Source organism: Agromyces sp. Soil535 (assembly GCF_001428255.1).
Classification (GTDB): domain Bacteria; phylum Actinomycetota; class Actinomycetes; order Actinomycetales; family Microbacteriaceae; genus Agromyces.
Genome location: NZ_LMRW01000001.1, coordinates 89,334 through 101,232 on the forward strand (window position 1 = coordinate 89,334; position 11,899 = coordinate 101,232).

The following is an 11,899-nucleotide window of genomic DNA, read 5'->3' on the forward strand; positions in this document are numbered from 1 at the left end:
GCCCGCCCGTGGGCACGAGCGGGCCCTGCACCGCATCAGCGCGTCACGATGCCGGGCTGATGTTCCACAGCCACGGAACCGCGTTGTCGGTCTGGACCGCCACCTGCGTCTCGGCGTCGGTGGCGAAGCTCGACTGCACACGGAACCACGGAGCGAACCACGCCTGGTCGACGATGTACCGGTTGAGGTCCTTCACCGCCGCATCCGACTCCTCCGGGGTGCCGAAGTGGACCGTCTCGATCAGCTCGTCGACGCGCGGGTCCTCGAATCGCGTCGGGTTGAACGTCGCACCCGGTGCGAGGGAGAAGTTGATGAGGGCCCAGTCGGCGTCCTGCTGGAGTTGCATGAGCGTCACCGGGTACTTCGGCGCGAGGATGTCCGCGATGAAGTTGTTCCCCGCGTCGGTGTACCGCACGGTGATGCCGACATCCGCGAGCTGCTGCTGGATGAGGGCCATGACCGAGGAGGGGAAATATGCGGCCGTGGGCATGTCGAGGGTGAAGCCGTCGGGATACCCGGCCTCGGCCAGGAGTTCGCGCGCCTTGTCGGGGTCGTAGGGGTAGGCCGAGTCGAGCTCGGGGTCGAACGCCACCGAACGTTCGGGGAAGATCTGCCCCGTCTGGGTGCCGTGTCCGCCGCCCGCGGTCTGCAGCATGCCCTCCGCGTCGAACGCGTAGTTGATCGCCTGCCGCACCCGCACGTCGGCGATCGCCGCGTTCATCTGGCCGGCGCGGTCGAAGAGGAACAGGCCGTACCAGCTCTGCTCCCAGCTGGAGACCGTGAACCCGGCCGACTCGACCTGGTCGAGGGCGTCATTGTTGGCGAGGTTCGCCGCGTCGACCTCCCCCGCCTGGATCGCCGACAGCATGGCGGTGGCGTCCTGGTACACGTTCATCACGATCTCGTCGTAGTGCTGGAGCTCGGGCGCCCAATAGTCGGGATTCGCGGTGAAGCGATACGAGGATCCGGTGACGGTCGCCTCCGTGTCGAGGACGTACGGCCCCGACCCGACGGGGTCGGTCTGGATGTCGGGGTCGTCGAACGCCTCCGGGCTCTCCTGAGCGCCGAGGTTGAAGGCGAGGTAGCCCAGGAAGGCCGGGTCGGGCGCCGTGAGCGTGATCTGGAGGGTGTCGGCATCGACGGCGGCGGCGTCTGCGATCGACTGACCGTAGGCGGCGTTCGATGACGAGCCGTCGCGGAACCGCAGGAGGTTCTGTGCGGCGACATCTGCCGTGAACTCGGTGCCGTCGGTGAAGCTCACGTCGTCACGGAGCTCGAGGGTGAGCACGGTGTGGTCGTCGTTGTACTCCCAGGCGGTCGCAAGGTGGGGTTGCAGCTCGCCGTCGGGGTCGGTGATGAGCAGCGTGTCGTAGACCGCCTGGATGTAGGGCGACTCGTTCCCCCAGTTCGCTTCCTGCGCCGAGAACGTGGTCGGTTGTACGAAGAGCCCGAGACGGAGGGTGCCGCCGGAAGAGTCGCTCCCTCCCTCGGGCGAGCCGGCGGCGCAGCCGGCGAGGGCGAGCGTGGCGACGACCGCCGCTGCGGCGGTGCGGAATCGGTGCATCATCGAACCTTTCACTGGGTGGTGGTGGCTGGACTTTATCAGTGATAACTTTTTTTCGCGAGACCGACAGAAAGGACCACGGCCGATGCTGCCCACCGCCTTCCCCGATCCGAGCCTGTTCTCCCCCGACTCAGGTGAACCCGCACTGCGATGGGGGGTCCTGGCCCCCGGGCTCATCGCAGGCGCCTTCGTCGGCGCGATGCACCGCCACACCGAGCAACGGGTGGCGGCTGTCGGGTCGCGCGCCCTCGAACGAGCAGAACGGTTCGCCGCGGATCACGGGATCGAGCGCGCCTACGGCACGTACGAGGAGCTCGTCGCCGACCCGGGCGTCCAGGTCGTCTACGTGGCGGCGCCGCAGAGCGAGCATCTCCACCTCGGTCTGCTGGCCATCGCCGCCGGGAAGCACGTCCTCATCGAGAAGCCCCTGGCCACGAACGCAGCCGACGCTCGCGCGCTCGTCGAAACCTCCCGCGCCGCAGGCGTCCTGTTGATGGAGGCCATGTGGAGCCGATACCTGCCGCAGGCCTCGGTCATCCGCACCCTCATCGCCGACGGAGTGCTCGGTGAGCTGCGCGCGGTGTATGCCGACCACGGCCAGGCCATCCCCTTCGACCCAACGCACCGCCTCTACCGCCGCGAACTCGGCGGAGGCGCCCTCCTCGATCTGGGGATCTACCCCGTGCAGCTCGACTCGATGGTGTTCGGCGCCCCCACTCGCGTCACGGCCGCCGGCGGCATGACCGACACCGGCGTCGATGCGTACGCCACCCTCGTGCTCGACCATGGCGCCGCCGCCCAATCGACGGTCTCGACCACCATGCTCGCGCGAACGCCGACGACGGCGGCGATCATGGGCTCCGAGGCGAGGATCGAGATGGGCTCTCCGTTCCACATCCCGACCTCGCTCGTCCTCGCCGACAACGGGTTCCTCACAGACACGCTCCGGTGGGAGGACCCGACGGGGCTCACGCTCTTCGACGGACTCGCCTGGGAGGCCACGGCGTTGGCTTCGTTCGTCGGCGAAGGGCGAACCGAGTCACCGTTGCACACGCTCGACGAGACCGTGTCGATCCTCGGGACGATCGGCGAGGCGCGGCACCAGATCAGTGGCGAGTAGCTCGGGACTCGTGTCCGGCGAGTTCGGCGCGAGTCCGCCCGCGGAGCTGCGCGATCGTCGCGGCGAGGTCGGCCGGGGCATCGACGCCGGGATCCACCAGGGCCTGCAGCTGGACGCCGTCCGCGACGGCGATCAGCATCCGTGCGGCGCGATCGGCGTCGATGGCGCGATCGATGAGGCCTGCACCCTGCTCGAAGGCGATCGCGACGCTGAGCCAGCGCCGGACGCGTTCGAACCGGTCGCGGAAGAACTGGTGGGCAAGGTGATCGGGCTGCGCGGCTTCCGCAGCGAAGATCAGGTACAGGTGCACGAGTCCCGGGATCTCGAGGTTCCTCCGGATCAGCTCGGCGTAGGCATCCAGCGTGTCGGCGGGGGCGGGCTCGCCGCCGATGGACGCGATGGCCTCGGCATCCCAGCGCTCCACGACCTTCTGCAGGAGATCCTCCCGGTTGTCGAAGTAGTAGAGGATGTGGGCCGGCTCGAGATCGAGCGCGCGGGCGATGGCGCGGAGCGAGGTGCCCCGGTAGCCGTCGCGCGCGAGCACCTCCGTCGCGGTCGAGAGGATCGCCTCGCGGCGAGCCGCGCCCTTCGCAAATCGTCCCGCTCTCGCCACGCACTCACTCTACGCGTCACGTCCCCACTGCACCCATCGGAATTTACCGATGCAAAAGAAACCCTTGCTCCCGGCGCATGCGATCGGTATCGTCCTGCGTGCGCCCCCGGATTCCATGGCGCGAGAGGAAGCAGACCGACGATGCCCCCGAGCCCAGAACTCGCCGACCATGAACTCCTCGCCCTCCTCGAGGCCCAGGACTCGAGGATCGGCTTCGACTCGTTCGACTATGACGACGCCGATGCACTCGGGCGCGACCTCGTCGCCCGGGCGATCGCGGACCAGCTCCCCATCACGGTGGCGATCCTCTTCGGCGAGCAGCGCGTCTTCCACGCGGCCCGTCCCGGAACGAGTGCGGACAACGACGACTGGCTGTCGAGAAAGGCCCGGGTCGTCGCGAGGTTCAACGCGCCGTCACTGCTCGTCGGGGCACGATTCCGGTCGGCCGGCGTGGACTTCCACCAGGTCACCGGACTGGATCCCGCACGCTACGCCGCCGCCGGAGGCGGATTCCCGTTGCGGGTGAACGGCTCGCTGGTCGGCTTCGTCGGCGTGTCGGGGCTCGCCGAACGCGACGATCACGACCTCGTCGTCGCCGCCCTCGAAGCCGCCCGATCGAGGGCCGCATGACGTCCAGAGGCGATTCACGGGGCGGAGCGACCGTCTGGCGGAGATCGCAGTTCGCATGCCCGACGACCTGATCCCCTCACGCTCGCTGCGTCCCGGCCAGACCTGCGAGGTGCGCATCGCCTCCATCGTCACCGGCGCGTCGGAACTCGTGTACGCGAGCGATGAGCTCCTCCTCGAAGCCCCCAACTGGACGCACGACGGCGGACGGCTCGTGCTGAACGGCGACGGCGCGCTGTGGACGTTCGGCCTCGAAGCCCGAGTCCTCCGACGAGTGCCGCTCGAGGGCGTCCCGGCGCTCAACAACGACCACGTGCTCGACCCCCGCACCGACGGCATCTACGTCTCCGCCAACGACGGCCACATCTATCGCGGCGACCTCCGCGGCGGTGCGGCCGTGCGCGTGACGGACGACGACGGCTTCTTCCACTTCCTCCACGGCATCAGCCCGGATGCCGCAGAGCTCGCCTACATCGGGCTCGATGCATCCGACCTCACCAGCCCCGGGCGCCTGTTCACGATGCCCGCGACCGGCGGCGCCCCGACCATGATCGATCTCGGCGACGGCCACTCCGACGGGCCCGAGTACTCGGCCGACGGCGCATGGATCCACCTGAACACCGAGGCGTTCACCGAGGCCCCCGGCCACGCCCAGATCGGCCGCGTGCGGGTCGATGGCAGCGACCTCGAACGGCTGACCGAGAGCGAGACGGTCGATTGGTTCCCCCATGTCTCGCCGAGCGGCGAGTTCGCGACGTACCTTCGCTTCCCGCCCGGCACCCTCGGACATCCGGCCGATCGTTCAGTGGAGATCGTCGTCGTCTCCACGAACGACTGGGCCACGCCGCTTCTCCGGCTTCCGCTGCCCGGCGGTCAGGGGACGCTGAACGTGAACAGCTGGGCCCCTGACTCCGCCCGGTTCGCCTACGTGGCCTATCCGATGAGCGAGAACCCCACGAACGGCACGAACGGCGTGAGCACGCGTCAGGCAGCCCGGAAGAACTCGTTCGCGCGAGCCGAGTAGAGCAGGGCCAGGCCGATCAGGGCCAGCAGGCCGGACACGATCGCCGACCAGAACTGCCCGGGCACTGCGAACATCGTCCAGATCGCCGACGCGAGGTTCAGGACGAACACGATGGTCGCGACGATGCGTGCGAGGTTGCTTGCGCGCAACAGGCCGACGCCGACGAGGATCGTCACGATGCCGATGACGATCGTCACCCATGCCGCCGTCGTCACCGTCGTCGAGTCGGCAGCCGCGCCTCCGGTGAGGAGGAGAATGCCCGTGATCACACTGAAGACGCCGCTGATCCATGCGATGACGGCGACAAGGGTGACTCCACCCGGACGAGGACCTGCCATGATGATCTCCTTCGATCAGCCGAGTAACGGTGGCCACACCGTACTCCCAGGCCTGTCGGAGTGTCCATCACCCGTTCGGGGCGTCGCAGATCGCGATCAGACGACTAGCGGGCGTTGCGGGCTGCCGACGCGGCGGCTTCGCTCGCCAGCATCGCCGCGAGCAGCACGACGACGATCGCGAGCGACAGCATCGACGAGACCACGGCGAGCAGGGGCACGGATGCCGCGAGCGCGAGCGCCCCGATGATGCGCGTCACCGGCCACGGCACGTCGACCAGCCGCCCGAACACGACGGTGGCCGCCACGTACACCGCGAGGCCCGCGGCGAGCGCCGACGCCCCGAACCATCCGAACGGCTCGGCGTCGCCGACGTGCGCCATCGCCTCTTCGACGCCGAGCGCTGCGAGGATCACGCCCGCGACGAACATGAAGTGCACATACGTGTACGCGTCGCGGGCGAGCACGACGCGTGCGGCATCCGCTCGGCGTTCGAGCGCCCGCTCGCCGGCTGCGGAGAGGCGCGCGAAGTACGCCCACCAGAGCAGGATCGACAGCGTCACGGCGAGCACGGTGCCGAGGGTGATCGCGCCGTCGATCGGCTCGCGGGCGACGCCCACGCCGATCGCGACGATCGACTCGCCCAGTGCGAGGATCACGACCAGCGCGTGCCGCTCCGCCCAGTGCGCCACCGAGCGGATGCGCCATCCGCCGCCCCCGCGCGAGCTCGCGTAGGTGAGCGCGGCGTCGTAGAGGAACGCGCCGAGCCAGATCCAGGTCTGCGCCGGGCCGCCGACGACGGCGCCGACGATGAGCGCCGCGGCCGCGGGCGCCATCGCGACCGCCTGGGTGACGAGCACCTGCCGGCGCAGCGCGGCGTCGTCGCCCGCGACGATGAGGTACATCGTCATGTGGATGAGGCGCACGAGGGTCCAGGCGAGCGCGAACACGAGTGGCCCGTGCCATCCGCCCGGCAGGTCGACGTAGGCCTCGGGGATCGTGAGCGCGGCGACGAACACCACGATCATGGCGACCCCCATGCCGACCTGCATGACGCCCCAGTCGGCGGGCGCCTGATTGGCCAGCCAACCGTAGGCGACCCACGTCCACCACATCAGCGCGAGCACGACGAGCGCCTGCATGATGCCGAACGCGCTGTGCGTGTCGGCCATCAGGCGGCTCACCTGCGTGAAGGCGAAGACGTAGACGAGGTCGAAGAACAGCTCGAACGTCGTCACGCGACTCGAGGCCTCCGCGACGCGCCCGCGTCCGACGAGGCCGTTCGGGGCCCGGGATCCATCCTGCATGGGAACAGCATGCCGAACGACCGCGCGCCGATCGAGGGGTCGGCCTCGAGAGGGTCCCTGTGTTCGCTCATGGCGTTCCGTTGACGCCGCGCCGCCCTGACGCGTGTCGCCGCTACACCGACGCCGCCGCCTCCAGCCGCCCCGACGCAACCGCGTCCGCGAACGCCGCGTAGTCGCGCTCGTTCTGGTCCGCGTACGCCACCGCGAACTCCGCGATGGCACGGTCGAAGCGATCCGTGTGCCCCAGGTATGCCGCGATCGCCACGCGGTCGCCCGACCTGGAGTGCGCCCGTGCGAGCGTCTCACCGCAGAAGCGTGCATAGACCTTCGCGCCCGACGGCACCATCGCCTCGACGTCCGCGGAGCCCTTCCAGTCGTGCAACTGGCGGATGTAGAAGTCGCGCTCGACGCCGTCGACTCCGACCACACGCTCCCAGCCCAGGAAGATGTCGCTCGCCGCCTGCATGAGCCGTTGCCCCCTGACCACGCGTTCGCCGTGGTGGTCGAACTCGCTCGGCGACAGGTAGCGCTCGAGCACCGACGCCTCGGCCTGCTTGGCCTGGAGGAGCAGAGGATCGCCGTCGTCGCGGCCGCGCAACAGGATGATCCACGCGCGGGTTCCGACGCTGCCGACGCCCACGACCTTGCGCGCCATGTGCACGTACGAGAACTCCTGCATCGGGTGATGCCCCCGCTCGAGGGTCGACTGGTACGACGTCAGCAGCCGCTGCGCCCACTCCTCCTGCTGCTGTCGTGTCTGGCCGCTGAGAACGAGGTGCTCGACGGGCACGATGAGCGGGGGATCGGCAGCGATGCGCATCTTGCCGTCGACCACCTCGACGAGCTTGGCCAGCGCACGCGTGCTGTCCCTCGTGCGGGCCTTGGCGAGGTTGGCATCGGCGGCCTTCACCTGCTTCTCCGTGAGGCGCTTCGCCTGGCGCTCCGCCTCGATCTGCTCCATGAATCGAGCGGTGTCGAGCTGGTCGTACCAGGCGTCGAGCACCCGCGACGCGGCGGCCTGCAGCATCCGCTCGCGATAGCCGCGCACGACCGTGAGGGTGATCTCGCGGCCGTCCTCGGCGCTGAAGCCGCGATATCGTGACGCCACCTCGAAGCTCGCGGCCAGCCGCTTCACGTCCCACTCCCACGGACCCGGCAGCGTCTCGTCGAAGTCGTTGATGTTGAAGATCATCTTGCGCTCGGGCGTGCCGAAGACGCCGAAGTTGGACAGGTGCGCGTCGCCGCAGATCTGGGTGGTGATGCCCGAGACGGGCGTGCCGGCGAGGTCCGACGCCATGAGCAGCGCCGCACCGCGGTAGAACGTGAACGGTGAGACCAGCATTCGCGCGTGGCGGATGGGAACGAGTTCGGGCACCCGCGTGGTCGCCTGTTCCTCGAGCATTGCGACCGGGTCGGGCCGATCCGGCGACGGGGCCCATCCCGCGTGCGACGAACGCGGCGTGCGTCGGCGCGCTTCCCTGCCGTACTCCGCTCGACTCGCGAAATCGGTCGACGCCGGTGGTGCGAGCTCCTCGATCGCGCTCCGGACTCCTGGCGTGCCCCCTGTGGCGCTCATGACGAGACCTCCTCCGCTTTCCCCTCCCCGTCGGGGAGCTGTTCGCGCGGCCTGCCCGCGACCTCCGTCGGGATGCCGCGCGAGAAGAACAACGACACCACGGCGATCACGATGAGGCCCACCAGCGCCACCCGTAGCGATTCGACCTGCGATTCGGCGTAGACCTGCTCGAGCTCCTCCGCCTCGGCATCGTCGAGCCCGGCCTCGGTGGCGAGGTCGGAGACGGAGTCCGCGGGCACGATGTCGACCCCGCCCGCCGTCGCCTCGTTCACCACCGACTGGGTCTCTGCGGGCAGGTCGCTCTCGGCCACGCCCGTCGCGAACGACGTCGCGAGGGCACCGATCAGCACCGACCCGATCAGGGCCGTGCCGAGCGAAGAGCCGAGGTTCTGGAACACGCCCTGCAGCCCGCCGACCTCGCTCGACTGGTCCTCACCGACGCTCGACATGTTCACGTTGCCGATCTGCGACGCGAGCAGGCCGAGCGCCGCACCCGCGGCGAACATGCCTGCGCCGAACGCGATGCCCTTCAGTTCGAGGTCGACCGAGCCGAGCAGCAGGAGCGACGCCAGCACGAGGATGACCTGTCCCACCCGGATGATGCGCCGCGGCGACCACCGCAGCGACATCCGGGTGCCGAGGATGGAGAACAGGATCAGCGAGATCGACAGCGGGAAGATCCGGATGCCGGTTTGCAGCGCGTCGAGGCCGAGCGTCATCTGCAGGTACACCGGCAACATGAAGAACAGGCCCGCGGTCATCGCGTACTGCGCCAGGAGCACCGAGAGCCCGCTGCGCAGGCGCAGGATCCTGAACAGCGTGATGTCGACGAGCGGCGGCCGGCCGGTGGCGACCAGGTGCCGCTGGCGGCCGACGAACGCCCAGATCAGCGCAGCCCCGGCGAGCATGAACCACGTGGTCGGCGACACCCCGAGCGGTGCGACCTCGACGCCGCCGATGACCGGCGGGTGCAAGGGGATGACCCAGCCCCACGTCTTGCTCTGCAGCATCCCGAACACGACGAACAGGAGCCCGGCCGCCGACAACAGCACGCTCAGAAGGTCGATGCGCACCGGCCGGGCCCCTGCGCGGTCGGTGACGCGACCGGAGAAGAGCACGACGCCGGCCATGATCACGACCTCGGCCACGAACACGTACCGCCAACTGAAGAAGGTCGTGACGAAGCCGCCGATGAGCGGTCCGGCGGCGACCGCCGCGCCCGAGGCTGCGCCGATGATCGCATAGGCAGCCACCCGGGCGTGGCCCTCATAGTTGTCGGCGATGAGGGCCGCGATCGCCGGGATCACCAGCACCGCGCCCATGCCCTCGACGATCGACCAGCCGAGGAAGAGCACGACGACGTTCGGGCTGAGGGCGGTGGTCAGCGAGCCGACCGCGTACACGATCGAGCCGATGACGAAGGCCCGGCGCCGCCCCCACACGTCGCCGAGCTTCGCGCCCAGCAGCATCAGGGCCGCCATCGTCAGCGTGTAGAACGTGATGCAGGCCTGCATGGCGTCGACGGTCGTGTCGAGGTCCTCGACGACCGCGGAGATCGATACGTTCATGACCGTGCCGTCGAGCACCATCACGAACTGCGCGCTCGCGAGGATCGCCACGACCGGCCAGTTCTTCATCTCGACCCCGATCCCGCCCAGCCCGGGAGAGTAGGCGACCTTCGGGCGGCCCCCCGGCCGCCCTCACGTCAGATGCTCCCACCGATCCGCGCGAACGGGAAGAGGCCGCGCGGATGCCGCGTCAGCGCGACTCGAGCACCGCGTACCGCAGGAACACCACGCCGTTGCCGAACCGGCGCTCATCGAGCAGCTCCAGGTCGAGCCGCACGCCGTCGGGCAGGAAGGACGTGCCGCCACCGAGCACCACCGGGTGCAGGAGCATCCGGACCTCGTCGACGAGTCCCGCCCGGAACGCGTGCACCGCGAGCCCGGGACCGGAGATCGACAGGTCGCGGACCGACTCCGCCTTCATCCGCCGCACTGCGTCGGCGTCGAAGCTGCGCTCGAGTCGCGTGCGCCGGGTCGGCGTGTCGGCGAGGGTGGAGGAGTACACGACCTTGTCGGCCGCCTGCCAGATGGCGGCGTAGTCTCGCTCCGCCTCGGGCAGGTCGGGCATACCGTCTGCGGTCTCCCAGAAGCGCATCACGTCGTACATGCGCCGACCGTAGAGGTAGGTGCCGACCGGGCGCTCGAGGTCGTTCACGAACGTGTGCTCCGCGGCATCCGGCACGCCCCAGCTGAAGTCGCCGTGCTCGTCGGCGATGTACCCGTCGAGCGACGTGATCCCGGTGCAGATGAGCGAGCCCACGGGGTCTCCTTTCGATCACGCCTTCGGGCAGATGCCGAGTTCGTTCATCTTCGCCATGGCCTGGTCGACCGACCAGGGCAGCTCCACGAGCGGCCGCTCGCGTCCGCTCGCCGGGTCGGCCTTGGACGCCACGGATGCCAGCGCGAACGCGACCTCGCGCACGAAGCCGGCGCCGGGTGTCGAGTTGTTGAGCGCGATCACCACGGTGAGCCCGCTCTCGGGATCGGTGAAGGCGGCGGTGAGCGCGCCCGCGCTCTCGCCGGCAGCGCCACGCATCGGGCCGAACTGCAGGCCGCCGATGCCGGCCGACTGCCAGGCCGGCGCGGACCCGCCGAGGGGGATCGACGCCCACTGCCTGCGTTCCGAGCTCTCGCTGAGCAACGCGCCCGTCGCGAAGGCCTCGCTGAGTCGACGCGTGTCCTCGAGCGTCGAGACCGCACCGGCGGCCGCGCCGCCCATGGAGCTCGACTGGTCGGAGTCGTCGAGGAGCGCGGCGCAGTCGACCGCGCCGTCGGCGGCGATGGCAGACGCGTAGCCGCCCATGGCGCCGGAATGATCGGTGGCGTTCGGCTGCGGCATCCGCGTGTCTTCCAGGCCGAGCGGACCGAACACGTACTGTTCGGCGAGGTCTGCCCACGGCTTGCCCGTGCGCTGCTCGAGGGCGAGGGCGAGCAGCAGGATGCCGGTGCGCGACTCGCGCACCTGCTCGCCCGGCGGGCCGATGCGGCTCAGCGCGAGCCCGTTCGAGAGCAGCTCGGTCGGCGACCAGAGCCGCTCGGGGTTCGACACGAAGTGCCTGCGCAGCGTGGGGTAGTAGTCGGCGAGTCCCGACGTGTGCCGGCAGAGCTGTTCGAGCGTGATGCCGTCGAGGGTGGGGATCCAGTCGACGTAGTCGGCGACCTCGTCGTCGAGCGCCACGGTGCCGGCGTCGACGAGTCGCAGCAGCACGGTGCAGGTGATCTCGGTCGTGACGGTCGTGAGGTGGAACGCGGTGCCGGTGCGAACGCGTGCGTCGCCCTCGCCGAAGCCGACGGTGCCGGATGCCGCGGTCCACTCGCCCGCCCACGGCGCCCAGACCCCCGCGATCCCGCCGCTCGAGCCGCTGAGCGCCACCGCCTGGTCGAGCACGGCCCCGAGGTTCGCCGACACCTCCTCGCCGAGGGGCACGTCGACGGGATCGAATTGCGCCGACGGGTCGACCGAGCCGCTGAAGCAACCGCTCAGCCCCATGGCGAGCGCCACGGCCGCGGCCGCGACGACGACCCCCCGCCGCCGGGATCTCCCCAGTCGGTCAGCCACCCAAGCCCCCCTAGCCGTGTGTCCGTTGCGATTGTAACCCGCAGAGGTGGCGTACCACTGCGGGTCGACGCGCGACCTGCGATCGAGCGGATCCCGCAGGCGACCAATC

11 protein-coding genes are annotated in these 11,899 nt (G+C 69.8%); 3 read left to right on the top strand and 8 right to left on the bottom strand.

The window, feature by feature from the left end; genetic code table 11:
- Positions 1-43: 43 nt before the first annotated feature.
- Positions 44-1,564, bottom strand: coding sequence for an ABC transporter substrate-binding protein (locus ASG80_RS00395; protein ID WP_056727377.1), 1,521 nt, complete (start codon positions 1,562-1,564; stop codon positions 44-46).
- Positions 1,565-1,649: 85 nt separating this feature from the next.
- Between ASG80_RS00395 and ASG80_RS00400 the strand changes: the two genes are divergently transcribed.
- On the top strand, positions 1,650-2,684 hold the full coding sequence (locus ASG80_RS00400) for a Gfo/Idh/MocA family protein (protein WP_056727379.1): 1,035 nt from the start codon (positions 1,650-1,652) through the stop codon (positions 2,682-2,684).
- Here ASG80_RS00400 and ASG80_RS00405 read toward each other — a convergent pair.
- Entirely contained in the window at positions 2,671-3,297 is a 627-nt protein-coding gene (locus ASG80_RS00405) for a TetR/AcrR family transcriptional regulator (protein ID WP_056727381.1), read from the bottom strand. The genes ASG80_RS00400 and ASG80_RS00405 overlap by 14 nt on opposite strands.
- A gap of 141 nt (positions 3,298-3,438) precedes the next feature.
- On the opposite strand from ASG80_RS00405, the gene ASG80_RS00410 reads away from it, so the two are divergent.
- Complete coding sequence (locus tag ASG80_RS00410) at positions 3,439-3,927, top strand: heme-degrading domain-containing protein (protein WP_056727383.1); 489 nt, start codon at positions 3,439-3,441, stop codon at positions 3,925-3,927.
- A gap of 55 nt (positions 3,928-3,982) precedes the next feature.
- Complete coding sequence (locus ASG80_RS00415) at positions 3,983-4,948, top strand: biopolymer transporter Tol (protein ID WP_235507881.1); 966 nt, start codon at positions 3,983-3,985, stop codon at positions 4,946-4,948.
- Here ASG80_RS00415 and ASG80_RS00420 read toward each other — a convergent pair.
- The 6 genes from ASG80_RS00420 to ASG80_RS00445 all read right to left on the bottom strand — a co-directional run bounded on the left by ASG80_RS00420 (position 4,909) and on the right by ASG80_RS00445 (position 11,790).
- Positions 4,909-5,286: a hypothetical protein gene (locus ASG80_RS00420; RefSeq protein WP_056727385.1), complete on the bottom strand. Its 378-nt coding sequence runs from the start codon at positions 5,284-5,286 to the stop codon at positions 4,909-4,911. The genes ASG80_RS00415 and ASG80_RS00420 overlap by 40 nt on opposite strands.
- 104 nt (positions 5,287-5,390) lie before the next feature.
- Complete coding sequence (locus tag ASG80_RS00425) at positions 5,391-6,590, bottom strand: low temperature requirement protein A (protein ID WP_056727387.1); 1,200 nt, start codon at positions 6,588-6,590, stop codon at positions 5,391-5,393.
- Between the two features lie 112 nt (positions 6,591-6,702).
- Positions 6,703-8,166 (bottom strand): DUF2252 domain-containing protein, encoded by a 1,464-nt coding sequence (locus tag ASG80_RS00430; RefSeq protein ID WP_082589612.1) that lies wholly within the window; start codon positions 8,164-8,166, stop codon positions 6,703-6,705.
- The gene (locus ASG80_RS00435; protein WP_056727390.1) at positions 8,163-9,803 is read right to left on the bottom strand and encodes an MFS transporter; all 1,641 of its coding nucleotides are present in this window, start codon (positions 9,801-9,803) and stop codon (positions 8,163-8,165) included. Before ASG80_RS00435 ends, ASG80_RS00430 begins: the two co-directional genes overlap by 4 nt.
- A gap of 121 nt (positions 9,804-9,924) precedes the next feature.
- The gene (locus ASG80_RS00440; RefSeq protein ID WP_056727393.1) at positions 9,925-10,491 is read right to left on the bottom strand and encodes a dihydrofolate reductase family protein; all 567 of its coding nucleotides are present in this window, start codon (positions 10,489-10,491) and stop codon (positions 9,925-9,927) included.
- Between the two features lie 15 nt (positions 10,492-10,506).
- A complete protein-coding gene (locus ASG80_RS00445) occupies positions 10,507-11,790 on the bottom strand; it encodes a serine hydrolase (RefSeq protein WP_156401579.1) in 1,284 nt (427 codons plus the stop codon).
- Positions 11,791-11,899: the final 109 nt, after the last annotated feature.